This window comes from Undibacterium sp. GrIS 1.2, from assembly GCF_040544435.1.
Classification (GTDB): Bacteria; Pseudomonadota; Gammaproteobacteria; order Burkholderiales; family Burkholderiaceae_D; genus Undibacterium.
This window is the reverse complement of sequence record NZ_JBEONP010000019.1, coordinates 1-25,192: the sequence shown is the minus strand read 5'-3', so window position 1 is coordinate 25,192 and position 25,192 is coordinate 1. Positions and strand designations below refer to the sequence as shown.

General features: G+C 47.6%; 18 protein-coding genes. 7 read left to right on the top strand and 11 right to left on the bottom strand.

Features of this window, described 5'->3' with window-relative positions; translation table 11 throughout:
• Window positions 1–185 precede the first annotated feature (185 nt).
• Genes AAKU61_RS10270 through AAKU61_RS10260 form a run of 3 tightly spaced genes read left to right on the top strand, consistent with a single transcriptional unit; the run spans window position 186 to window position 5,196 of the window.
• Entirely contained in the window at window positions 186–1,628 is a 1,443-nt protein-coding gene (locus AAKU61_RS10270) for a hypothetical protein (RefSeq protein WP_354331906.1), read from the top strand.
• Entirely contained in the window at window positions 1,625–2,350 is a 726-nt protein-coding gene (locus tag AAKU61_RS10265; RefSeq protein ID WP_354331904.1) for a hypothetical protein, read from the top strand. The genes AAKU61_RS10270 and AAKU61_RS10265 overlap by 4 nt, the downstream gene beginning before the upstream one ends.
• Before the next feature lie 5 nt (window positions 2,351–2,355).
• Entirely contained in the window at window positions 2,356–5,196 is a 2,841-nt protein-coding gene (locus tag AAKU61_RS10260; RefSeq protein ID WP_354331902.1) for an ATP-binding protein, read from the top strand.
• A 40-nt stretch (window positions 5,197–5,236) separates the two neighbouring features.
• Here AAKU61_RS10260 and AAKU61_RS10255 read toward each other — a convergent pair whose 3' ends face one another.
• Together AAKU61_RS10255 and AAKU61_RS10250 are read right to left on the bottom strand one after the other, a co-directional pair.
• A complete protein-coding gene (locus tag AAKU61_RS10255; protein ID WP_354331900.1) occupies window positions 5,237–6,100 on the bottom strand; it encodes an arylamine N-acetyltransferase family protein in 864 nt (287 codons plus the stop codon).
• A 10-nt stretch (window positions 6,101–6,110) separates the two neighbouring features.
• Entirely contained in the window at window positions 6,111–7,649 is a 1,539-nt protein-coding gene (locus AAKU61_RS10250; RefSeq protein ID WP_354331898.1) for a M48 family metallopeptidase, read from the bottom strand.
• 105 nt (window positions 7,650–7,754) lie between these two features.
• On the opposite strand from AAKU61_RS10250, the gene moaC reads away from it, so the two are divergent.
• The 4 genes from moaC (at window position 7,755) to AAKU61_RS10230 (ending at window position 12,604) form a co-directional block, all read left to right on the top strand.
• Window positions 7,755–8,297: a cyclic pyranopterin monophosphate synthase MoaC gene (gene moaC, locus AAKU61_RS10245; protein ID WP_354331896.1), complete on the top strand. Its 543-nt coding sequence runs from the start codon at window positions 7,755–7,757 to the stop codon at window positions 8,295–8,297.
• Between the two features lie 582 nt (window positions 8,298–8,879).
• Window positions 8,880–11,033, top strand: coding sequence for a TonB-dependent siderophore receptor (locus AAKU61_RS10240; protein ID WP_354331895.1), 2,154 nt, complete (start codon window positions 8,880–8,882; stop codon window positions 11,031–11,033).
• A 9-nt stretch (window positions 11,034–11,042) separates the two neighbouring features.
• On the top strand, window positions 11,043–11,417 hold the full coding sequence (locus AAKU61_RS10235) for a hypothetical protein (protein ID WP_354331893.1): 375 nt from the start codon (window positions 11,043–11,045) through the stop codon (window positions 11,415–11,417).
• 20 nt (window positions 11,418–11,437) lie between these two features.
• Window positions 11,438–12,604, top strand: coding sequence for a histidine-type phosphatase (locus AAKU61_RS10230; protein ID WP_354331891.1), 1,167 nt, complete (start codon window positions 11,438–11,440; stop codon window positions 12,602–12,604).
• A gap of 486 nt (window positions 12,605–13,090) precedes the next feature.
• Here AAKU61_RS10230 and AAKU61_RS10225 read toward each other — a convergent pair whose 3' ends face one another.
• The 9 genes from AAKU61_RS10225 to AAKU61_RS10185 form a co-directional block, all read right to left on the bottom strand.
• Window positions 13,091–14,812, bottom strand: coding sequence for a PglL family O-oligosaccharyltransferase (locus AAKU61_RS10225; RefSeq protein ID WP_354331889.1), 1,722 nt, complete (start codon window positions 14,810–14,812; stop codon window positions 13,091–13,093).
• Window positions 14,813–15,094: 282 nt separating this feature from the next.
• Complete coding sequence (locus AAKU61_RS10220; protein ID WP_354331887.1) at window positions 15,095–18,745, bottom strand: fused MFS/spermidine synthase; 3,651 nt, start codon at window positions 18,743–18,745, stop codon at window positions 15,095–15,097.
• A gap of 107 nt (window positions 18,746–18,852) precedes the next feature.
• Window positions 18,853–19,581: a TfpX/TfpZ family type IV pilin accessory protein gene (gene tfpZ / locus AAKU61_RS10215; protein ID WP_354331885.1), complete on the bottom strand. Its 729-nt coding sequence runs from the start codon at window positions 19,579–19,581 to the stop codon at window positions 18,853–18,855.
• A gap of 95 nt (window positions 19,582–19,676) precedes the next feature.
• Complete coding sequence (locus tag AAKU61_RS10210) at window positions 19,677–20,150, bottom strand: pilin (protein WP_354331883.1); 474 nt, start codon at window positions 20,148–20,150, stop codon at window positions 19,677–19,679.
• A gap of 158 nt (window positions 20,151–20,308) precedes the next feature.
• Window positions 20,309–20,914 carry an FHA domain-containing protein gene (locus AAKU61_RS10205; protein ID WP_354331881.1) on the bottom strand — a complete coding sequence of 202 codons (606 nt, stop codon included), beginning with the start codon at window positions 20,912–20,914 and terminating at the stop codon, window positions 20,309–20,311.
• A gap of 35 nt (window positions 20,915–20,949) precedes the next feature.
• Window positions 20,950–21,756, bottom strand: a complete 807-nt coding sequence (locus AAKU61_RS10200) for a Stp1/IreP family PP2C-type Ser/Thr phosphatase (RefSeq protein ID WP_354331879.1) — start codon at window positions 21,754–21,756, stop codon at window positions 20,950–20,952.
• Between the two features lie 217 nt (window positions 21,757–21,973).
• Entirely contained in the window at window positions 21,974–22,855 is an 882-nt protein-coding gene (sucD, locus tag AAKU61_RS10195) for a succinate--CoA ligase subunit alpha (RefSeq protein ID WP_322119753.1), read from the bottom strand.
• An 18-nt stretch (window positions 22,856–22,873) separates the two neighbouring features.
• Window positions 22,874–24,058 carry an ADP-forming succinate--CoA ligase subunit beta gene (gene sucC / locus AAKU61_RS10190; protein ID WP_322121623.1) on the bottom strand — a complete coding sequence of 395 codons (1,185 nt, stop codon included), beginning with the start codon at window positions 24,056–24,058 and terminating at the stop codon, window positions 22,874–22,876.
• A gap of 66 nt (window positions 24,059–24,124) precedes the next feature.
• Window positions 24,125–24,715: a DUF2889 domain-containing protein gene (locus AAKU61_RS10185; protein ID WP_354331877.1), complete on the bottom strand. Its 591-nt coding sequence runs from the start codon at window positions 24,713–24,715 to the stop codon at window positions 24,125–24,127.
• Window positions 24,716–25,192 lie beyond the last annotated feature (477 nt).

Sequence of the window (25,192 nt, the reverse complement as noted above, 5' to 3'; positions counted from 1 at the left end):
AAATACCACTTATTCTCCAATTAATACCTTGACAATAAAATATACTACCAACCAGTATATATCCATGATATTTCCATAAAATTCTCGAATCCCGGCAAAGAGCTAGGCTCTTTCGGATAACGATACTATTCAATACATAACTTCTTAACAATACTAAATTGTCACGCGAGAAGGTAAAATGCGGCATGCAAAATTTTACCCCCGATACAAATAAAGCAACTGAACAGATTAGCGAAGATGACGACGCGCTTCAGTCGTTTTTTCGGCCGGGCATCAGCCCCGATGACGTATCCCCTATTTTCCCTTTGCGACGTGCACAGCCGCTGCTACAGGCTTTTACCGCCTTATTCCATGGCGGCTTTAACAATGTCATGTTGCGTTTGCTGGTCTTGCGCGAACTCGCTGCCGATGTCGACACCCCGTCGCTGTCGCGTGCCGATATCAATGCCAAGCTGGGCTATATTGACCCTGACCGCTTAGAAACCATCCTCACGCGTTTGCGCTCACATGGCCTGTTGGCCTGGGATGCAGCTCAGTCGGTGTATAGAATCACACCAACCGCTCGTAATGTACTGGCGGCCTTGTCGTCCTTATTGCAGGCGGAACATCAGGCTGAGCAACAAGGTGACGAGGCCGAGATGAGCTACGTGCTCACCCAAGTTGCGGGCGCACAAGCGGTCGGTGGCGTGTCGGTTGAACAGTTGCATCATCTGCTGGGTCGCCTGATCGAACTGACGGAAGAATTTTCTGATGCGATTGCATCAGGCTCAGAATTCCAGCTACGTACCGCGCAGCAGAAATGGCATACCGCATGCGATTGGGTAGAAAAAGGATCGCAGATCATTCATGCGATCACCAATGACAGCCGGGCCGACTCGGCAACGCACAGAGCGGCGCAAGCGATCGGGCGTGCCCAGAGTGCGCTGCTAAATATGCAAGGTATGTTTTCACGTGCGCTCAACCAGATCGAACGTCAGCGCGTGCACCTCGGACAATCTGGTTTGTCCACTACCGATATTAAAACCTGGTTGTTGCAATACCCTGATCTGGCCTCGCTGGCGGATGATGCCCTGGCATACCCGATGACGCCGCTGTTTATTACGCCATCAGAAATGATCGACGTCGCAGAGAGCGAATTACTGACCAATCGCCTGTCCGCAGTTGCTAACATTTTGCCCACTGGCGAAAATGCGCCAGAGATCGCCAATGAAGCCAGCGATGCGCTGCTGGAACTTGATCATTGGCTGGATCGTTTAGACCGTTTAAGCCAAATAAGCCAACTAAGCAATACCGAACACCAGCAAACTGTTAAACCTGTGCCGCTACAGGATTTATTACTGCCGTCGAGTTTTGCCATCGCCTCGTATCGTGCATCGCTATTACCGCTGCTGGGTGATGTGAACGAATCTGCATTGCAAGGCGCAACCGCAGCTCTGGCGCGCCTACCACTGGAATTTAATTCCAAAGACAAAATGCAGCAGGTATCTGATCCGTATATTTCTGCAATGTCAGTCGCCAGCCTGACGGTATTAAGTCCGGTAAATCAATCCGCCAAAGTAGTCGTGTCGACTCCAGCATCGACTCCAGTTTCAATCCCAGTTCCAACCCAATCGAGTACGCAAGAATGACCGAAGATGCACAATTCCTGATCGCCCGCCTGCTCGCGCATCAAACCCTGCGCCGTGAAGACAAGCTCGTCAAGCGCGCCCTCTCAGACGAATTATTTCGCGCCGATGTTGATGCTCGACTGAAAGCCTGCGGTATGAAGTTTATCGACAACGTCTACGCCGATCACGTTACGCTGGCACTCACCCGTGATAGCGAATCCAAAGTATTCGGCACCAGAGAAACCTGGCAGAACAATAATTTTAGCCTGGCACGTGATGGTGTTGCGCTGCTAGTTGTCTTATGGTCGCTGATTATTTTGCCTAAGCGTGAACGGCAAGAAGCACACCAACTCGCCGAAGAAAATCAAAACGATATGTTCGGTAAAGATAAGCCCATGCCACGCGCAGAAGATACCTCCATCGGTATTTCTTACCGTGCACTACTGGCTGATTTTGGCGAGAAGCTCGGTAAAAAAACCCGCATGGATATGAATCTCGGCCAGCTTGTACGTTATGGTTTTGTGGAGCGTAAAGCCGACCTGATTGTCGAAGGACCTTTGCTTGATCTGATGATGGATACCGACACTTTAAAAGACCGCATCATCAATGGCGCGCTGTCGGACATCTTCAAAATTCCAGTACGCACACCTGCGCTGATTGAACCCATCGCGCCAATCAGTGCAGCTAATGGCATAGACCTTGACGAACCGGTCATCGATAACAATACCTCCGTAGAAGAATAAGCCACATGTTCCATATCAAATCACTAGAACTGGTCCATTGGGACTACTGGCAACGTATCAAGAATATTCCGCTCGACGCCAAAATCATCACGATTGCAGGACAAAATGGCTCTGGCAAAACCACACTGCTGGATGCATTGCGCACCCTGTTCGGGCTCGAATGTTCAATGGGGCGCTCGTACAAACATTACGCCCGTCACTCTGGCCAGCAAACTGCCTGGATACGCGCGGTAGTGGATAACAGCGCGGTAGGACCGCAGATTTCTAATCGTCCTTTCCGCATGTCTGGCCTGTACGAGGATGAGGTCACGCTGTTTTGCCAGATCCAAAAAAATGGCGGCGACTGGAAGCGTCAATACCTGATGCGCAGCGGCAAAGTCGAGATCGAAGATATTCAGGAGGCCAATGATTGGCTGGGCGTAGAAAGCTACAGGAAACGCCTGTCCCATGCGGGCTTATCGACCGCCATGGGCAAAGTTCTCGCGCTGGAACAAGGCGAGACAGATAAGCTCTGTGAGTACGCACCACGTCAATTGCTCGATCTGGTGTTTCAGGTATTTGGTGACAAAGAAGTACTGGACGCCTACGACGACGCCAAGCGCCATCAGCGAGATACTGAAACAGAATTACAGCGCTTTGAGACCGAACTCGAAGGCGCAAAAACCAATCTGGAAGGTCTGCGTCTGCGCGTCGCCAATTATCATCAGTGGGAGAGTCTGAATAAAGAAAAGCGTGATTTGCAGGAAGAGATTTTGCCAACGCTGCAATATCACGAGGCCTTGCAACAGGCGTCTGCTACCAGTCAAAGTCTGCGTAACGGAAAACGTCTGTTAAAAACGCAAGAAGACGGTTTGTCCGAGCGCCGTGGCAACCTGGCAATGCAAGCACAAAGCCGCAGCGAAGCGCAGCAACACGAGGCGGCATTAGAAGCAGAAGAGTCACAGCTACGCGAAAAACTACAACACATCAACGCTAAGCTGAAGCCGCAAGAAAGTCTGCTTGAACAAAAAGCGCGCTTGCAAAAACTTGCGGCAGAGGCAGATGCCGACGTCGCTAACGTTGCGGACGATTTGGAGAAAAAAGAAGCCGAACTATCACGCAATAAACAAGAGCGCGACACGCTGTCCAACCGCATCGCAGCCGAACTGGAAACCATCGCGGCCTTGCAAGGCAAAGCTACCCTGCCCGATCCTGAGAACGTACGCAATATGCGCCGTGCTTTGAACGATGCAGGCATTTCACACAGTATGCTGCCGGAGATCGTCGAAGTGACTGATCCCAAATGGCAAGGCGCGGTCGAAGGTGTCTTGCGCGGTTACACCTCGGTCATTTTGCTGGACAAAGCCAGTGATGCCAGCGCAGCCTATCGCGTCGGTGAGAAGCAACGCTATGGTCACTTCATCGTGCCAGAGCGTATCCACGCACCGGTGGTCAAAGATAAAAGTCTGCTATCGGTAGTCAACTTCACCGCCGCTGCCCCTGCCTGGTTGATCGAGCAATTGCAACGTATTGAAATGGTCGACTCTGTTGAGGTCGGCCTCAGTTTTTATAAATCACAATCTAAACTGCAAGAATGGATCACACCCGATGCCTATCATGGCGAACGTCGCGGTGGTCGCTCGCTCTTTGTTGAAGCCTCACGCTACCGTTTTGGTAGCGCCGGTCGCACACAAAGGCTGGAGGCATTGCAACGCTCTTTACCACGTCTGCAATCGCAAGAAGATCAGCTCACGATTACTATCAGCAAACTTGCTGGTGAAATCAGCGCCTTCAAAGCGCGCCTGGCCGGTGTCGACGCAGCAAAAGAACTGAGCGCCCGTCACGCTGAATTTGAAGAGGCTAGCCATCACATACAACCTCTCAGACAGCAAAGAATAGAAGTCGGTAGCCGCCTTGGTGAGATTTCGCCTTTGCTTAAATCAGCGACCGAACAACGTACCGTCGCTCATCTCAAATGGGAACAAGCTAAAGCCGCGATTGCCGACGCAGAATCCCAATTACGTAGTGCAGAAAAACGCTTGGCAGATGAACGTAAAGGACATTTTGAAACGCTCACCAGCATGCGCCAGACCTGGCATCAATTGCCCCTCAACTGGAAGCGCGCTAAGCACAGACAACAGCTAGTCGCAGAGCATGAAAATGTCCACCAGATTGAATTACGCTTGCGTAGTCTGGGTAATAATCTGGCGCGTGCAGACTGGGAGATCGACTCCACAGTAGTGGATCAGTTTGTCCGGCTCAACGCATTGCTGCAAGGTCGCCAGGCAGAAACTGATGAGCGTCGCTACCAGAATAACCGCGCCTCAGAAGCCACCGTTAATGCCCGTGCCGCCTACATGGATAGGTTGCGGTTTACGATTAAGACTTATAGCAAGAACATCAAACAGTTAGGAGAGCTCGCAGGGATCGAAGTCCATACCGATCCGGTTAAATTGGAGAATGACGACATACAGTTATCTCAAGCTGGCCTGCATGTAAGATTTAAGTTCGACGGCAAAGGCCCGATCGGTATGAATGACGGCGAAGCGTCTGGTGGTCAGCAAGTGATGAAATCGCTGATCCTGCTAATCGGTTTGCTGAAATCAGAAGATGGTTCCGGCGGCTTTGTCTTCATTGATGAACCATTTGCCCATCTGGACATCCGCAATATTCAGTTAGTCGGTGAGTTTCTGAAAAACACCGATGCACAGTATCTGATGACTACCCCGCTGACACACAACACCGACGTCTACGACCCATCAGAATTGACGCTGATCACCAGCAAAAAGAAAAAAGACACTGAGTGGGCACAACCGATTTTTGTATTGCAACGCCGCGTAGAAAAATTGAAGGATGTCAGAGCTTAATAAAATTTGTGTCGACTCAAAAAAGTTTGCACCTGAGGATTTAGCTCTGTCGATTTGATGTGTTGAATAGTGTTGCTATGCTCTCATCCGATGGCAACACTATTTGAAAAATAGATGTTAACAAAACTTTATATTCATCTTTATCTGCAACCGAAAACGTCTGTTTCTGATTCATCTCAGTAACAATCAACTTGTCACCTGAGAGAGATTTTCGTCCTGTAGCGGTCGCAATTGAACAGACTGATTTTTGGGTAAAGTGAGAAAACTCAGAAGTTTGCTGATACTCACACATTGCCAAAAAATCTGTAATCGTACGTTCTATTATTTCAAATTGATATTCAGGTACCCAATCCTGATCTGGTACTTTTTTCTTTAGTGTAAATTTGCCATCAGTATCTGAAAAAATCTTGTAGCCCTCATAGCTCCCGTCTCTATTTTTTAGCTGCGGATTCTGGCTACAGGCATCAACACTATGAAGTAAGAGCGGCCTCCTGAAACAATCGCCAAAACCGACATCAGCCACCCAATGCTGACTATCGTACTCAACCATTAACAATAAATGATCAAACTCTGGTCCGTATTGCTTACCGTTGAATACTCTCGCTGACAATAAAGTACACTTAAAACCCAGCGCGCTTAATAAGAGAGAAAAAGCGTAGTTCAGCTCATAACAAAAACCACCTCGGCTATCCAATACTAGCTTTTGAAAAACATCCTCTGCGTCTAATGAAATTGTTTTACCTAGCGCTATATCAAGATTTTCAAATGGAATGGTCTGTAAATGTGCCAGATGTAGGGTGTCGAATAACTCTTTGGTCGCCTCAGGTAATTTGCCGTCTATGGGGCAAGGACACGCTAAGCGTTTTAGATAAGCACGTACTTTGGTTTCACTCAGTGCAGTCACGATGTTTACTCTACCTTTTCTTCTCATCTTTTAATTCTTGCTTATGCTTCTCTTGCCACTCACGTTCGCGGGCATCGATTACCGACTGTTCGTAATATTGCGCATCGGGTGAGCGACGGGCGATGTCTAGCTGCTGTAAGGCTGGCGCTAAGCTTCCCTCTAAAGCATAGCCTTCTGCCAGCGCAATATGTTGCAGCGCCTGTTTGCCTTGCTCTGCATAGACTTTGCCCAACAAATTTTGCACCTTAATATCTTGTCGATATAGCTGCGCCTGATCGCGTAAAAAACGTGCGGCATCTTCTTCTTTGTCCGCAGCCAGCAATGCATCAACATACTGATAGGCCAAACCACGCGATAAAGGGAATTGCTGCATCGCTGCCTCAGCCGCCTTGACTGCGGCGTCGGCTTGCTTGTTGGCGATTTTAATATCGATATCCAGGCTGACAAACATACTGGTTTTATTGAGCGCCGTTTTTTGCGTCAGCGATTGCTCTATCTGTTTGATCAAGCTAGCCAATAAGCTGGCGGCTTTAGAAAACTCTTTTTGTTTATAGGCGATAAAAGCGAGTCCATATTGTGCGGCTAGTTTTTCATCTTTTTGATCGGCTTTTAATTGCGTATCAAAAAAAGTAGCCGCATCAATATAACCTTGAGTCGTATCGTTTTGCAGCACTCTGACTCTGGCTTTGGTGAGCAAAAATTCTAAGCTGTCTAAATGCTGTTTATAACGCTGATCGACCATGCGTGACTGGATATCCGCCATGCGCTCGCTGGTGAGTGGATGGCTACGTAAAAAAGGGGGAGCATTGTCGTTGTAGTTGCGCGTTGCGACTTGCAAACGTCCAAAGAAAGAGACCATGCCACCGGTGTCAAAGCCAGCATCACGTAAGATCTGAAATCCAATACGGTCGGCCTCACGCTCGGCCTCACGGCTAAAGGTCAATTGACGCTGGAGTGCAACCCCCTGTCCGCCAACCACTAGCGCCATTGCCGCATCGGGACTGGACTTAGCGGCCAATGCCGCCAAAATAACCGATGCCAGAGGGATTAAGTAATCCAACCGCTGGCTGCCTATCATCCTGGCAATATGTCGCTGTGCTACGTGGCCAATTTCATGTCCCATAACAGAAGCTAATTCTGATTCTGTTTGCGAGGCTAAAATTAAGCCGGAATGGAATCCGATAAAACCACCCGGTAAAGCAAACGCGTTCAGAACCGGATCGCGTACGACAAAAAACTGAAAATCAAACATCGTCTCGCCACGGGCATCAGGGCGAGTTTCTAACATCAGATTACCTAGCTTATTGAGGTACTCTGCTACCGGTCCATCATCCATATAATCCGGATCACGGCGCACACTTTGCATAATTTGCTCGCCCAATTTACGCTCTAGCGAAGGAGATAAATCTTCCCTTTCGGTATCTCCTAAAGTGGGCAAATTTTGCGCAAAACTGGTATTTGATGAGCTGGATACCGAAAACAAACAGACGGCGGCCAAGATGGCGGCGTATAAGGTTTTAGGTCGGAATGATGGGCGTTTTAGTTTCACGATGCTATGATACTTTGCTAATCAATTAGTTCTTAAACTGTTTCAAAGAATGTCTATTTTCGACAGCGAGATTAATCTCTAATACTCATTGCTAATACTAAATTCATGACTTCAAACAACAACGACGGCCTGATGCCGTCCTTAGCTCCCGCATTAACTCCTTCATTAACTCATTTTGATGCGACTGGCCAAGCACATATGGTCGATGTCGCAGAAAAAAAGGACACCCACCGCATCGCCATTGCCAGCGGCACTATCCGCATGAAACCAGGGACACTTGCCATCATTGCTGAAGGCACAGCAAAAAAGGGAGATGTTCTCGGCATCGCACGCATCGCCGCCATCATGGCAGCTAAACGCACCGCTGATCTGATTCCGCTATGTCACCCGTTGGCGCTCACCAGAATCGCCGTGGATTTTAGCATTGACACTGATCAGTCCAGCATCCATTGCAATGCGCAAGTAGAAACTCTGGGTAAAACTGGGGTAGAGATGGAAGCGCTTACCGCAGTGCAAATCGGCTTGCTGACGATTTACGATATGTGCAAAGCAGTGGACCGCGGCATGGTGATGAGCGACATCCGCGTATTAGAAAAACACGGTGGCAAATCTGGTGACTGGGTAAGTCTGGTAGATGGCGCTGCCTGATCAAAAGATCAAGCTGGCAACCGGGTAGTTTGAGGTGAAATTGAATTGAAATTGGACAGCGATAACAAACAAACTAAGTGCGGAGATCAAGTACCAATTTTTCCTTTAAAACCAGTAAATAGTCGCTGAAATGTAAGCCAATTTCAATATACTCCCCATCATTTTTCATAAAATTGGCCTATTGCCCAGGTTATATATGGACAATTATAAATACTACCTACGAGTATTCAAATATCCTTATTGATTAAAAAGTAAGGAAGTCTAATCAACCAGTTAAAACGGACAGGCTAAATCGCCTGCCCCGGCCAAGAGTCTGCACTCAGCCACAAGCGATCTACAGACCATTCGCAAGTGACGGCAGCAATATCACTTGCCGAAAACGCTTCCTCAGTCCTGATATCCAAGCATCCTCCAAACTCATGTCCTGACCTAAGCATAACTTTGCAGTCACGGCATCAATTCGTACCCCTGTCATGTGTGTTGACTATATTGCACGTTCCAAAACAAGCGCTTGCCAGACTGGATTCATCATCGGTATTAGCCAACGGCGTGATAACCACTTTATTGACTTTACTGACACCTATGACTTCTCATCCTGTTTCTATCAAAAATCTGCGCAATACGCGTATTTATCTGGCATTGGCACATATTGGTTTCTGCGCCGCCTCGCTACAAACGACTATGGCTATCGCAGCTGAGAATACTGACAATAGCAACAATAGCGACAACGGCACAGCAGCTCAAGTGGCAATCAAGGCGACTGTTGCAAAGAAAAAATTGAGCGACAGCGTCAGCAGCGGTGCATTGGGACGCCGTTCGGAGCTGGACACCCCCTTCTCGACCAAAGCCGTGAGTAGTGATGAAATCGAAGATCGCCTGGCGACCAGTATCTCTGAAGTGTTTAAATATGATGCGTCAGTCACCGCGATCAGCCCGCCTATCAGCACACATCCGGCAACCATACAAATGCGCGGCTTACGGCTGGATGACCTGAACGGCTACAAAATCGACGGCTTGGCCAACATCAACCGCGGTACCGAAATGCCGCTGGAGATGTTTGAAAGCGTCGAGGCGCTGAAGGGTTTATCCGGCTTTATGTATGGCTTCGGTTCGCCAGGCGGGATTATTAATTATGTCAGCAAGCGTCCGACTACCGAGCACAGCTTTAGTGCAACCCTGGGTTACCAGCAAGGTGGTGCAATCAAGGAACAGTTTGATATCGGCGGTCGCGCTGGTGTGAACAACGAATTCGGCTATCGCTTCAACTTATTACACGAGGATGGCGGCGTGGCTGCAGAAAGCGGCTCTATCAATCGCACTGCAGGCAGCGCGAATGTGGACTGGCGCCTGACCAATGATCTGACCTTGTCATATGACACGATTTACCAGCGTCGCCGGACTGTTGGCGGCACTGATGTGGTCATTTCACCATTATTTGCTGTACCCTCACCGATAGATGGCGGAAGTCGCTTAAATAGTATCGGCGCGGCGAGCGATGTCGATTATTTAATATCGACAACTGCTCTGGATTATCGTCTGGCGCCAAACTGGACTGCCAACGCCTCTTACCGTCTGTCGGACTCCACCCGCGTCTACAAAAAAGATCAGTACTACATCACTAGCAACAGCGGCAATTACAGAGACCGAGTCACCTCAGAACTACATGGCTATCATTTTGATCAGGTGCAAGCCAGCATCAACGGCAAGTTTGATACGGGCTTCCTGCAACACGATATAGTCGCCGGAATCATGTCGCAAAACCTGGTATCGACATCATCGGCAGTCACTCCAAAAACCTATCTGGGCGTCGGCAATTTGTATTCCCCAACCATCCTTAACGTGGCCAGCGTCAACTACAGTGGCGGCAAGTACGAAGATGAGCATACCCGGCAAGAAGCAAGCTTCGCCAGCGATACCATCAAGTTCAGCGACGACTGGTCAGTACTGGCGGGTCTGCGCTATACACGATTTACTGACACCTCGTATAACACTAAGGGTATCTTTACTGCCTACTATCCAGTAAGTAAAAGTACGCCAACAATCGCGATCATGTATAAGCCAATGGCCAATACCACCATCTACGCTAGCTATGTTGAAGCGCTAGAGCAAGCAGCTAGCGCACCAACATCAGCAATCAACGCCAATCAAATCTTTTCGCCATTGCAAAGTAAGCAGACCGAAATCGGCATCAAAACCGAGCAAAAGGCATGGAATGCCAGCGCGTCTCTGTTTCGCATTGATCGCAACGCGCAGTACTCAAATGCCGGAAATATTTTTGTGACGGACGGGCAGAACCGCTATCAAGGTCTGGAATTTAATTCTGTGGTGCAAGCGGCCAAAAATCTATCGATAGAGGGCGGCATCATGCTACTGGACGCGACTCTGCAAAATGCGGCACCTGGCTATAGTGGTAAGCTCGCTGTAGGAGCCCCACGCCGCCAGGCCTCGCTTCAGATGACATGGCGTCCAGAGGCACTGCCCGGTCTGGCGCTGCATGCAGGAACCCAGTACTTGGGCGAACTGCCGATGGACGCGGCTAATGTTAATACCTTGCCAGCCTATGAGCTGTTCGATGCAGGTTTAAATTACCGCACACGGATTGGCAAACAATTTCTTAGCTTACGTGCGAATGTATCCAATATTGCCAATCGCAAATACTGGACTTACTATCAGGAGAACTATCTGAATGTCGGCGCACCACGGACAGTCAGCCTGAGTGCCCGCGTAGACTTTTAAGCCAATAATATGATCAGTAACTGTACTAAAGTAATCCTGTTATCCGCGCTTGCTCTCAACACGGCGAGCGCGCAGCAAGCGTATTACGGCACCAAAACGCCCTACCAACCGCAGCAAGCCATCTCTAGTTACGAGGCCGCACCGCAAGGCTATCAGCCAGTTTATACACAAATGCTGGCAAGGCATGGCTCACGGGGTTTGACTGGGATGAAGGTCGACCTCGCCTTATATAACCTATGGAAGTTAGCTGAAAAGGAGCACGCGCTGACATCACTGGGAGCAGAACTGGGGCCAGATATTCAGCGCATGATGCAAGCCAACGCCTTGCTGGGATACGGCGTTGCCGGCATCAGCAAGCCAGGCTACGGTAATGAAACCAGTTAGGTATCGCAGAACACACGCAATTGGCGCAACGTTTGCGCCAGCGCCTGCCAACGCTGTTCCAGAGCCTAGATTGTGCGACACAAGGCAAAGCGCCACGCCAAATTGTCGTGGTCACGTCCGGCAAAGACCGCACGGTGGATAGCGGTTATTTCTTTACGCAGTCTTTAATCGCGCAACAAGCGTGCCTCGCCTCCAGCCTGACCTATCCGGCTTCTCTTGCACCGCGTGCAGAACTGGATCATCGCAGCCGGCCAGCAGGTACAGACCGCTACTTACTTTACTTTCATAAACTGAGTCAAAAACAGGATCAGATCAGCGATCCAGCCGATCCGCTATTTCCGACCTTTCAAGCAAGTCAGTCTTATCAGACCTATCCGGATAGTAATGAGTTAAGTAAAGCAGAAGCCAGCATATTGGCGCAACCGCGTCTGGCCATCGCCGCACAGACGGTGCTGCAACGCTTATTCACACCCGCCTTTATTACGGGGCTGAACCAGAACCGCTATCGCGCGAGCAACGATGGCACGGTCACATATACCAGTGCTGATGGCAAATTTGTCAGCACGCTCAAAGGCGATGGCAATGAAGTAATCGCCTCGGCACTGGATGCCGCGCTGGCTTTGTATGACCTGTATGCCGCATCGGCCGATATGCCGGATGAAGCGCACACCAACTTCTCGCAATACATGCCCGCCGGGCAAGCCGCAATCTTTGCCTCTGTACAAGATGCACTTACCTTCTACAGTAAAGGTCCAGGCTTTGCCGAAGCGAACGGTGTTACCTGGCGCATGGCGCAAACACTACTCGATGACTTCTTCGATGAAGCCAAGCTCATCGCGGCAGGGAACTACGCACATGCAGCCAAACTAAGGTTTGCCCATGCCGAAACCATTATCCCGCTGGCATCCTTACTCGGTGTGCCGAGCATGGCGACACCACAGCCAAAAAATCTTGCTTACGATTATTCCAATAACTTATGGCGTGGTGAACAGGTCGCGCCGATGGCCGCGAATATTCAATGGGATCTGTACAAAAATGATGTTGGAAGAGTATTAGTCCGGATGCTGTACAACGAGAAGGAGACTGGTTTCAAACCATCTTGCGACAAAGCCCGGGTCGCCAAAGGCAGCTATTTTTATGATTACCAGCGACTGGCAGACTGCTATCAGCAATCAATAGCGAAGTGAAAAATTCTTAGTCACGGATAGGGACAGATGGGATTTGGGGCGGAGATTTGGGGCGAGGTTTTGGGACGTTTTTTTGAAACTCTTATTCGATAACAAGCAGTTGATTTCTTGGGTCATTCCGGCATGGTCTTAGCCGGAATCCAGCGTCGTCATTTTGACGCCGCATTGACAACCCGCTGACACCGCACCCACTACCTTTATGTTTAATATGTAAAGCGATCAACGTCACTAGATTCTGACTTAAAACCTGCCGGAATGACACCGTCTGATTTGAGAATGCATGAGTCGCGTATGAGATGCGTATGAGCCTCGCCTCAACACTCACTGAAGCAAAAAACTAGCCTCATATTTAACATACTCCCCACCATTTTTTGTAAAACCGCCCTATTATCCAGACAATCTCTGGACAATACTAAATACTACCAGTGAGTATTTAATATTACGTTTACTGAAAACAAAACTTCAAGTCAGTAAATTAGCATCTAACTATTGCGCATCCCGAGCCGGCATCGTCTTAAAAACCACCTCATAACGAGCATCTAAAGCTGCTTGGGCTTTCCAATAATCGTAGTATTCAGGATAAGAAATGGGATGTAGTCGCTGCAAGGTTTGCATCGTACGTGCCGCCTGCTCTGGTTTACCGTTTAAGGTATAAATTTCTGCCATTTTGCTCAATACATGCACGTATCCAAAACGATGGCTCATGCGCTCCGCGAATGCGATGTCGGTATCCGACATGCCCTCGCGCGCGACCATTTTAGTCAATTTGAAATAATCAAAAAACTGCGGGAATAAAGTAAACGCGGGCCGCTCACTAGGACTGATATCCACTACATACCCAGATTGCTGCCAACGCAAAACCCGAAAACCTGTCGTAACCCGCTGATAATCCCAGGTAATCAATGCCATAAATAAAAAAGCACCGCCAAGAATGACCGCAATCACATTTTTAGCAGGACGCCCTAGCAATACGCCCTCAGAGGGCCAGCGCAGCTGATGCACCATACCCATCAATATGCCAATCGGTATCAGCACAAAGGCATACCAGAGCGGAAATTCCACCATGCTATGCACAAACACGGCGACAAAAAATAAACCCGCAAAACGGATCGGCACCGTCACCGCTTTGATAAAAAAGCATTGAATAGCCCACCAGGCCAAGCCTAAACATATCAATATCGTTGCAGGGAAACCTAATTCGGCGGCCAAATTTAAAATCAAATTATGTGAGTGCTCTGCATAAGTAGTCGATCCAAAATCTGCCGCAATCCTGACTTGCTCAGGACCAAAACCAAACCAGCCAACACCCAACCAGGGATGCTGAGTCGCCATATGCCAAGCCTGCTGCATCAACACCATGCGCTCAGAACGGCCACCAATATGCTCCGCAACCGAGCCGCTGGCAAATCCAAGTAAATGCCCTAATAAGGGCAAACTCAATACAAAAGTAATATACGCAAGCAACATGACGGCGAACAATAGCCTATTGATAGGTCGCTCACCTCCAGAGGTGTACCCACAAATCACAATAAAAGCAGGAATTATCATCCAGCCTATTCGCGATTGGGTTAACGCCAATCCCGCTAGCAACAGCAGCACCAGTAATACAGATGCCCATTGATTGAGTAAGCGCTTTTGATAAAGATACCAAATCGAGGCCAGGGAAAAACAGAATAACAGAGCTAATTGATTGGGCTGCGCCACATTGGCATATGGCCGCATAAAAGGCTGAGACTGGCGGGCAATGAACATCACCAGAGGTTCCGCATCAATACCGAAAATTTGAATAATTTGCATGATCAAGCACAGCATGCCCGCTAACAAATGTGTAATCGATAAAGCCAGACAAATTGACTCGGACTGTTTTTGACTCAGCGTCAGACTTGCCCCGACGCAAATGGCAAGACCAAACAGCACAAAGTACATGGGTGGGAAAATCAGATCAGACGAAAACTGCATCGCTTCGAATATTGATCGGGTTAACACCAACGCAAATAGTGACACGGGCAGTAATAGCACTTTAGGAAAAACCAGGCAAGGCTTGCCAGCCAGAGCTAAAAAACTAACCGCAATCAACAACCCGAACACCGCCAAAATATCGTGGTAAAAAGTGCGGTATGGATGGATGTGGTAAGGGTGAAGATAAGAAGCAAAAAGGAAAACTGCAAACAAAAGAAGCGCAAATTTGTTTTTTGGGGAAGTAAGCATAGACAAATCAGAATGATCGAAATCAGGGCCTGTTAAAAATAAAATATTGGAACACGTTCAAGCTGGAAAGTAGGGTAACGAGGTAAAGTTTACCGTACCTTTCAGCTTCAACCCTTAGCAAAAAGGCGAATTTAAACTCCAGATCACATGACACTGATCCACATTCGCGCTCCTTATTTTGATTGTCATTGAACCCTAGAGCATGATCAAATTATTCGAGATCAGTAAGCTCCTTCACAATAATTAGCCAGGACAGTAGCGATTGATATCCAAAAACAGCGTCTAATGGAATTTTCTTAATAACTGCATATTGCGCTGAAATGAACTAGGCCCATCATTAACGTTTGCTTTTGGTGTGCTGTATTCAAGGCGTAGATTGTTATCAGTAGATACCCAGAAACTTGGATCAATACCGCTCGACACAATAAAACGATCTATTCCTGCGTTATCAAGGATACGATCACCTGCAATGGCAGCAACTGGGCGATCCAGAATATCGCGTACTGCTCTGAGATCCGGCGAACTTTCCAGCTTGTTCATTGCTTCGCTCGTCGGCGACTTTTTTTCCGGACTATTGGTCGCAATCAGAATTCCCTGCCCACCCGACACATACAAAGACACATAGCGGAATTCTGCGCGTAAGGAAGTAATCACACTGAGTAAATCACTTGGAGCCAGCCTGTGTAATTGCAGCCATTGTTGCAACACACCATCTGGCTTCATACGCGAACGGGCAAGACTATAAAACTCTTGGTTGTACAAAGATGCTGCCCCAGCAAACCAGATGGAGGTAATCTCTATACTGACTACGTCATACTTGGCTTGTTTTGATGAGAGTAACAACAGATTACGCCCGTCAGTCACATGCAGTTGAACGCCAGGTGCAGAAGAAACCCGATTGTTAACTTTATCAAAATGCGTATCCGCCAGTCGCACCACATCACGGCTAAGCTCTGCGATATCTAGGTGTTTAAAGCCGCTTTGATGGAAAACGCGACTAGTCACGCCTGTGCCATAGCCAACGACAAGAGCCCGTTCACGACTACTTTGGTGTAACAATGACGTTAGCGCAAATCCCATTTGTGCTTGCATCTCGCCAGTTGTTGCGTCATTACCCTGAAATTTACCGTTAGTCAGCAATGTCTTGACTGTCCCCTCAGCTGTGGTTTGTGTGGTCACCGTGGTGAGTCCGCCATCAATACTTTCAGCATGCTCAATAACATGCCCCCATTGTTGGGGAGTAAAGTAGACATTAGATCCAGAACTGATAATATCGTAGTTCAAACGGGCACCCAGCGATAACACAACCACCAATGTTGTTACCGCAAACGAAACGACATCGTTTCGTTTGAACTTGGTTGCAGTGATGATTAACACCAATATAGCAAGTGCCAAGGCACCAAAGGCGATTACGTTCGTTGCAACAAGCCCTCCAAATACCGGCAACAAGAAAAAACCAAAGACTAAAACGCCCGTGATATTACCTAAGGTATTTAAAGCGGCGCCATAACCTAACATTGCGATTGGTTTTGCACGGCCGGCAGCCGTGGCAATATCCATACCAAACGAATATGCAGCACCAATAAATAGTGTAGGTGGAATCATCAATAAAGCGCATACGGCCCCACGTATCGCTTCGCGGTCGACGAATGATTGAGCTATAGGATAGTGAGCAAAAGTGGCAAAATACTCAGGAATATCATTCCACCACCAGACACCTCCGGCGGCACTTGCCGCCAAGCCAAGCAAGGCCCAGGCAAGCAGTCTTATGCGATCGCTATCAGGCTTTAACAATAAACGTCTGGCGACCTCCCCACCAACTGCCAACCCTAGTAAAAAAGTTGCCAGCATTAAACCAAACGCATACACGCTATTGCCCGCAACAATCGATAGCATATGAACATAGACCACCTCAAGACCAAGCGATAAAACACCTCCGACGCATAATGTAAGCAAAGCGGCTACCGCAGCCTCCTGAGGCAATTTCACCTGCATCTCTATCGGATTGCTATCTGTCGAGGCCGGTATCGCCGATGCTGTCAAGATCCATCGCTTTGACAATTCCATACCAGCAAGTGCTACCAACAAATTCAGTAAAGCAGCCACCAAGGTAGTCTGCGATGCTCCAAGTGAGGGAATAATTACATAGCTTGTCAGCAGTGCACCTGCTGCCGCACCACCTGTATTGGCAAAATACAACCAGGCCACGTTAACCCCCACCCTTTGAGATTGCGTCCCCAAGGCTTGCGCCAGTACGGGTAAAGTAGCGCCCATTAATATGGTAGGAATCAACAATACAGTTGCTCCAAGTACTACTCTCAATCCAAGCAACATGGAGGAATCGGGCGCTTGGCCTGATGCTAGTGCCACATATACCTGTTGGATCAGATCGAATAAAAATGGTGTCACAACACAATATGCAGCAATCGACAATTCAATCATTGCGTACACCACTAGCGGTCGACTTGTTCTCAGCGCCAATCGACTACCTATCAGGGAGCCAATAGCCATCCCCCCCAAGAAGGTTGCCAGCACAGTCAAGGTTGCCGTAGAGGTGCTACCAAACACTAATGCAAGTTGCTTTGCGAATAAGACCTGGTATGCAAGCGCTGCCAGCCCTGAAGCAAAAAACATGGCAAAAAGACGGCGTTCAAGTGATTTTTGATTATCACTTTTAATTGTTTTTACCATTTCAACCGGGCATATGCTCACATATGCGGTAAATCCTCGCATCCAATACGCTTGCAAAGCAACAGCCCCCATTGTTGCGAAAATCATGACCCAGCAGATCCATGGATGCGCCACAATCCAATGAATAGACGTGCGTAAGCTAACAACCCATGCAGCCCACACACCAAATCCGATCAATGTTGTCCAACGGCGCTGCTTCACAGTCCAGGGAATCGATGTCGTGCATAGAGCAATCGCTGCCAACACAAAAGGTACGGCTACGATGAGATCGACAACATAGTGTTCCCCCAAGCAAAGTGTTGATAGCAAAGTTAAACTAGTCAACGCCAATAACATGACTCTCGACCACCATGCCGTACCGTTGCGCCACCACAAAATACACACTGCAAGCATCCAGCCAAAGTGCATAGATGGCATACCATTACGCGGCGCATAATCAATACCGATCATTTCCAGAGGAAGTTTAGCTTGACTTAATCCGAGGTCGAAACGCGCACCAAACACATACTTTGGACCCGCTATTGGAAAAAAGTGGTATGCGAGCATCGCACAGCTGGTCAGCACTACCCATGTTAAGAGCGCGGATGCCACTCCAATTGGTCGCGAACGTAGTTGACGTAACGCGAGAGCCATAAAGCTTAAGGGTGGTGCCAAGCCATAAGCAAGACTCAACAAATGTGCGAACACTGACGACGATCGCGCAAAATCTAATAAAGGTAGAGTGATGTTTAGGCCAGCCGCCCGATCCCATTGCAACGAATACATATCGTAAGTGAATGGATGTAGTGCCGAGGTAAGCCCCAAGGCGGACATTGGCACCATCATAAATAACAAGGTAGCGACTGCCAGATAACGTAACTGACTTTCAAATACAAGATCAGCGCCATGAGCGGGCGATCGCATAAATCTGATCAAAAGTGCCAGCGTAGCGGGAATTGCCATGGAAAAAACCAACCACATCATTGCAGAAAATCCTGCTGGATCAGCCTCCCACGTGATATGCAAGCGTAAATCAGTCGTGTACGTCTGCCATAAAATCGCACAAACGATAGGCCAGCACAAAAAAACTATCCACTGAGCCAGTCGACTGGGTCGACTCGCCCAAAATATCATGACTAGCGCAGAGCTATATCCACTGAAAGTAATGAAAATCTCTTTACCTGACAAATGCCAAACCGCAAGTGCGATATCCTGCATTGGCCACGGATTCAAGCCTAGTGCAGCAGTCAGTAAAAGGAACATGACTCCGACAATGAATATCCAAACTGCTCGTCTTGAATCTGCAACCGTGTTACTAACCATTAATTTATTCATTGTCTGCTTTAGTGTTTCTTAGTTTGGAGTGGCAATCAGGGCCTAAACGGCGCAATACCTACTACTGCGGCAGTTCTGGCATCAATAATCACTACAAACGTGGATGTGCTGATTGTGATGGGTTGAAATTTGGCATTTTTCTCGTTATAGCCATATTTGTTCAACCATGCATCAATTGTGAGTGCAGAAGCAGGGTTATCTTTTTTAAGCTGCTCAATAGATATGGCTTTACTCAAAATTTCTGGTGCCATCAAAGCATAAGAAATATGCAACTGCGGCAAATGACCGCGCCCACCACCAACGGGAGCCATCGCAGCCAACGCGGAAATATCATGCTTATCGGTAGGTGGCTTGGTACCCACCCAACGTGGCCCCCACCATGGCAATATGGCCTTACCCTTCGCAAGATTGGCATCCGTCAACTCACTCGCTTGTACCACTTGGAATCTATTACCAAGTGCCGCAACATAGGCAGGGCGTCCTTCTAATAACGTACTGACACCATAGCTCATCGCACTTATCTGCAATGCAGCAATGATGACCAAATCGAGCGCCATCCCTTTCTTGCCCACCTTGAATACAACTAAAGTCAGTAGTGGGCCAAGTACCACATCAATCCCGACGACTAAAAGAAATATTTCATGCCCACCGATCGCCATTAACATCGGTGACGGGTACCAGACAAACCAACATAAAGCTAATAATATGAGCCCTACAATAGTACTAATCAAAAAATGAAAACCGCTCGCACGAAATCTAGACATGTTTTTGATCCATGAATATCATAAAAAATATCGAAATCATCTACTACAATAAAAACAACCCGCCGTAGCGGGTTATTTTTATTGTTAAAAAAAAATTATAAGCAGCCGCCTTGGCCTGGCTTCAAACCACGGGTCGGATTACAAAGCGAACCCAAAGTGGTCCAGATCATGTTGGCTTGACCAGAAACTGCTGATGGAGTGATGGAAGTAACAAGCAAATTTGCACCGGCTGCGTCAGTTGCTGCAGTTGTTGCACTCGTAATAGCGCCAGTAGCGCTGATCGCCGGCAAAGGAGCTAGAATGAACTTAGTTGTTGCCATCTGAGGGATACTACCACTACCCATCTGCGTGCAGTTTGTCCAGGCACCATCTGCCTGATAGCATTCGGCGATTGACAATTTTAAAGAATCCAACTCAGCCATCGCACCAGCTGCTTTAGTACGTGAGGTGTAGTTAGAATATTGTGGCAATGCAACTGCCGCCAAAATACCAATAATCGCAACAACGATCATCAATTCAATTAATGTAAAACCTTTTTGTAATTTTTTCATCATTTGCGTGGATTTCATTTCTTTCTCCCTGAATACTTCAATAAAATGTTTAGTACTACAATTTGTTATGAGCAATACCTGTGCCAACTCCAAAAAAGCGGATTAGGACATTAAACTGACAATTATCGACACAAAAAAACAAAATTTGTCATAAATTGTTTTATTTAAACAAACAACTAAACAACAACAAATGTCAGTCTTGTCCCAGATAAATTGATTTCGTCACCATCGACCAATTGTGTCGGGTTGGCGTCGTCGATGACTCTTGTATTAATTGTTACTTTTGATGCACCTTCAACTATTGAAATGTAAAACAGTTTTCCTTGCTCTGAAATAGCTACCACTTGTACGCCGGGGCTACCAATAGTCGTCACTGGCTTATTAAGAACCATTTCTTTGCCAGCATTCACACCATTGAGTATTTTTATTTTTGCACGCGGTGCTAAGCTAGGAAACTGTTGATTTTGGATTGCAGGCTGAGGAAGACCACTAATTGGCTCAGATTCAAACCGCACTTTATATTTACCAATGTCGATCACATCGTCATTTTGTAAAAGATGCTTCTTAACAGGTTGCCCATTTACCATGGTGCCATTGGTGCTACCTAAATCTAATACAAAAGAACCATTACTTGTGGTGTCAATAGCAACGTGCTGGCCACTCACCGTCAGATGATCAATCACGACGTCATTGCTTGGCCGTCGGCCTATTGTCAGACGCGACTTTAGGATGGAAATTTCTTGTTGGACTAAGCCGTTAAAAGTGACGACGATTTTCGCCATGATGCTCTCTATAAAAAACGAAGCTGTAAATCGAGCTATTTAAAAAAAAGTTGCCGTGTGACCGACCGACGATCCAACTTGCTGACCTTGAGGAGAACCACTGAAATATTGTCGCGCCCACCTTTGTCGTTGGCACTATCCACCAATAATTGGCTACAGAGCTTCAGATTATCAACATGCAGTCTCAATATGTCTTGGATTTCATCATGGTTGAGCATGTCGGTCAAGCCATCTGAGCACAAGAGGTAAATATCCCCTTGTAGTATGTCGTGCTCATAAATTTCAACTTCTACCTCACCTTGCGCTCCTACCGCTCTGGTAATCAGGTTCTTAATCGGTGAATACTGTGCTTGCTCTTCGCTGATCAAACCGGCGTCAATTTGCGCCTGTAATACTGAGTGATCATGAGTAATTTGCAGTAAATGGTTCGCCCTGTATTGATATGCACGTGAATCCCCCACATGCGCCACGAGAAGTTTATCGTGATGACAAAACGCAACAACAACTGTGGTACCCATACCGACAAATTCAGAATTATTCTGTGCCGCATCCCAGACACGAAAATTACTCATTTCTATTGCTTCTTTAATCCAACGAACAGCAACCGATGTCTGGCGCGCAAATAAAGAAGAAAAAGTAGATGTTTTTTTGAGTAGTAACTGCTGCGTAATAATGTCTACCGTCATTTTGCTGGCGATTTCACCAGCATTATATCCGCCCATCCCGTCGGCTAATACTGCAAAATCCGCATCGGCACATATTTCTATGGCGTCTTCGTTATGTGCCCGCACTAGTCCCGTATCTGAGAGACCCGCAAACTCTAATACGCGTTGAAATGACATGAATAGTGATTAAATGTGAGAAATAAATCAGGTTCTATAGATATAAAAAGATATAAATCATAATAATCCAAAACAATGCTAAAGATCTTTTTTCAAGCTTAACACCAAGCTGCGGAACTGTTGCATAAAGATAAGTAAAATGGGGAGCAAAGCTCCCCATTTCATGATGTAACTCAGTATAAGTTACTCAAAATTGCAACTTAGTCCGACATTGAGACTACAACATTGCCTTCAACAAACGCGCCATTTCCGAGGGGTTTTTAGTTGCTTTGATGCCGCACTCTTCCATGATGTCTAATTTAGCTTGTGCCGTATCAGCACCACCAGAAATCAAAGCACCAGCATGACCCATACGTTTGCCTGGAGGCGCTGTAACACCAGCGATGAAACCGACGACTGGTTTCTTCATGTTGTCACGTATCCAATAGGATGCATTGGCTTCGTCGGGGCCGCCGATTTCGCCAATCATGATGACAGCGTCAGTGTCTGGATCATCATTGAACATTTTCATGATGTCTATATGCTTCAAACCATTGATAGGATCACCACCAATACCAACAGCAGAAGATTGACCCAGACCTAATGCAGTCAATTGACCAACTGCTTCGTAAGTCAATGTACCGGAGCGGGAAACCACGCCAATACGACCTTTACGATGGATATGACCTGGCATGATGCCGATCTTGATTTCGTCTGGTGTGATCAGACCTGGGCAATTTGGCCCGAGCAATTTCGTTTTGCTGCCAGATTTTGCCATGCGGTCTTTCAGCATCATCATGTCACGGACAGGAATGCCCTCGGTAATGCAAATTGCCAGATCGAGGTCGGCTTCAACCGCTTCCCAAATCGCGGCGGCAGCACCTGCAGGTGGTACGTAGATAACAGAAACTGTTGCGCCAGTAGCCGCTTTTGCTTCAGATACGTTAGCAAAAATAGGAATACCTTCGAAATCTTCGCCGGCCTTTTTAGGATTGACGCCAGCGACGAAACAGTTTTTACCGTTTGCGTAATCGCGGCACATACGAGTATGGAACTGGCCAGTTTTGCCAGTGATACCTTGGGTGATAACTTTTGTATCTTTATTGATCAGGATGGACATATCTGTTCCTTGCGATTATTAAGCGTGGGCTGCAGCAGCGGCAACAACCTTCTGCGCTGCTTCTTCCATCGTATCAGCGGCGATGATGGGCAGACCGGAATCAGCCAGCATCTTCTTGCCGATGTCTTCGTTGGTACCCTTCATGCGTACCACCAGCGGTACTTGCAGGGACACTGCTTTAGATGCCGTGATGACACCTTCAGCAATCACGTCACAACGCATAATGCCGCCGAAGATATTGACCAAGATCGCTTTCAGACCTGGATTTTTCAACATAATCTTAAACGCTTCAGTCACTTTTTCTGCTGTCGCGCCGCCGCCTACGTCAAGGAAGTTAGCTGGCTCACCGCCGAACAACTTAATCGTATCCATCGTTGCCATTGCTAGACCAGCTCCGTTGACTAAGCAACCGATATTGCCGTCGAGCGAGATGTAAGCGAGGTCAAATTTAGATGCTTCAATTTCAGCTGGATCTTCTTCATCCAGATCGCGGTAAGCCACGATTTCTGGTTGACGGAACAAAGCATTCGCGTCGAAGTTGAACTTAGCATCGAGAGCAATAACTTTACCCGAACCGGTCAAAATCAAAGGATTGATTTCTGCCAGTGAACAATCGGTTGCCATGAAGGCTTCGTACAGACCTTTTAACTGAACTCGTGCGTCAGCGATAGACTCTTCTGGCACACCAATTTTGCGGGAGATATCATCTGCCTCTGCATCTTGCAGACCATTAGTCGGGTCGATAGCGATGGAATGCAATAGTTCTGGATGTGACTCAGCCACTTCTTCAATATCCATACCGCCTTCGCTGGACGCCATCAAGACGACGCGCTGGCTGATACGGTCAGTCACCATACTGACGTACAGTTCTTTTTTAATATCAGCGCCTTCTTCAATCAGCAAGCGACGGACTTTTTGGCCTTCTGGCCCGGTCTGATGCGTTACCAATTGCATACCCAAAATCGCAGTCGCGTATTCGCGCACTTGCTCAAGGGATTTAGCTACTTTGACGCCACCACCTTTACCGCGACCACCGGCATGAATTTGCGCTTTGACAACCCAAACTGGGCCGCCTAAAGTTTCGGCCGCTTTAACGGCTTCATCTACGGACAGGCATGGAATACCGCGTGGTACTGTCACTCCGAATTTGCGGAGGATTTCTTTACCCTGATACTCATGAATTTTCATACGACTTCCCTTCAGACACTGAGGTATTAGTTGATAGGCAAAACAAAATAAAACAACAAAAATAAAAACAGTAAAAACGAACTAAGCAGATGATTTTGCGTCAGGCGGCGAACTACTTGCCACCGCCCATCGCGGGTAATATTGCACAACCGCCGGACCATCTAGCCTTAACGCATGGCAGCGATTAAGTTGAAAAGGTTGTTGCGGGTTATCAGAACTGCTGGCGCCATCGCGGGTATCGATCACATCACCGGCAAAAGCTTGCACCGCAGCGGTCGGGAGAATTTGGGCTAGCTCTGTAATATGGGTGCAGCCATTAATGCCGGACATTCTTTCTTTCACACCTTGCCGGAACTGCATCATCAGGTTGAGGCCAATTAACTTTTTATAATCTGGGCCTATCGTGTTGCAAAAACCCGGGTACGGTACGGCATCCGAGACAGCCATTGCATCAACGATATTCAAGTTGGTATCGATCGTAATCCGCAAACTAAGATCATGCAGCGGTGAGCCAACCGGCCGGATGCCAGAAGCAAGTTGAATGTCGCGGGTTTTGGTGTCGGTAATGTGGGCGTCAAGATCCCACAATCCATCATCTCGAGCGAATGCGTCGATTTGGATTGAGCGCGTGTGCTTAAGTGCACGGCGAGAAGTGGATATTGGTAAGGGCATATGCCTGATGGCGGCTATTTCAGTGTAAAGAGCCACAATTGCGCGTCGTCACCGCAGTTTCTACGATAACAGCCGCTCTTGCGGCCCTGCAAAAATCCCGAGAAGTGTAGCACAAGTCGATGCGTAAGCTTCTGCGTTTTGCGTCAAAGATCGTAGGGGCAATTTAAATCGGTTCTTTTTTTGTGGCTTGCGCTACAGATTAATTGCCTCATGCCAAAGATAAATTCACACGAGCTCAACATACAGATGAAGCGATAACTAAGTAATTCGTCTTGGCAAGATGAGAACGCCATCATTAGGTATTTTCTCCTTGTCACTGCGGGTTAACATTTTTGATATGTGTCTTAACGGCAATATACACCCCATTTTTTTGTATAAAATAGGGCGGATTCAAATACGAAGAGCAACATTGAATAAAAAGTCAAAGGGTCAGATGCGATAGCATTCTGCCTTTTGACCAGCCAGTCGAAAGTTGCC

Coding starts and splice junctions, on each gene's coding strand:
- AAKU61_RS10185 (WP_354331877.1), bottom strand. CDS start 24,715: ATGCCCTTACCAATATCCACTTCTCGCCGTGCACTTAAGCACACGCGC.
- AAKU61_RS10240 (WP_354331895.1), top strand. CDS start 8,880: ATGACTTCTCATCCTGTTTCTATCAAAAATCTGCGCAATACGCGTATT.
- AAKU61_RS10260 (WP_354331902.1), top strand. CDS start 2,356: ATGTTCCATATCAAATCACTAGAACTGGTCCATTGGGACTACTGGCAA.
- AAKU61_RS10270 (WP_354331906.1), top strand. CDS start 186: ATGCAAAATTTTACCCCCGATACAAATAAAGCAACTGAACAGATTAGC.
- AAKU61_RS10235 (WP_354331893.1), top strand. CDS start 11,043: ATGATCAGTAACTGTACTAAAGTAATCCTGTTATCCGCGCTTGCTCTC.
- tfpZ (WP_354331885.1), bottom strand. CDS start 19,581: ATGTCTAGATTTCGTGCGAGCGGTTTTCATTTTTTGATTAGTACTATT.
- AAKU61_RS10225 (WP_354331889.1), bottom strand. CDS start 14,812: ATGCTTACTTCCCCAAAAAACAAATTTGCGCTTCTTTTGTTTGCAGTT.
- AAKU61_RS10220 (WP_354331887.1), bottom strand. CDS start 18,745: ATGTTCCTTTTACTGACTGCTGCACTAGGCTTGAATCCGTGGCCAATG.
- AAKU61_RS10205 (WP_354331881.1), bottom strand. CDS start 20,914: ATGGCGAAAATCGTCGTCACTTTTAACGGCTTAGTCCAACAAGAAATT.
- moaC (WP_354331896.1), top strand. CDS start 7,755: ATGACTTCAAACAACAACGACGGCCTGATGCCGTCCTTAGCTCCCGCA.
- AAKU61_RS10265 (WP_354331904.1), top strand. CDS start 1,625: ATGACCGAAGATGCACAATTCCTGATCGCCCGCCTGCTCGCGCATCAA.
- sucD (WP_322119753.1), bottom strand. CDS start 22,855: ATGTCCATCCTGATCAATAAAGATACAAAAGTTATCACCCAAGGTATC.
- AAKU61_RS10200 (WP_354331879.1), bottom strand. CDS start 21,756: ATGTCATTTCAACGCGTATTAGAGTTTGCGGGTCTCTCAGATACGGGA.
- AAKU61_RS10210 (WP_354331883.1), bottom strand. CDS start 20,150: ATGAAATCCACGCAAATGATGAAAAAATTACAAAAAGGTTTTACATTA.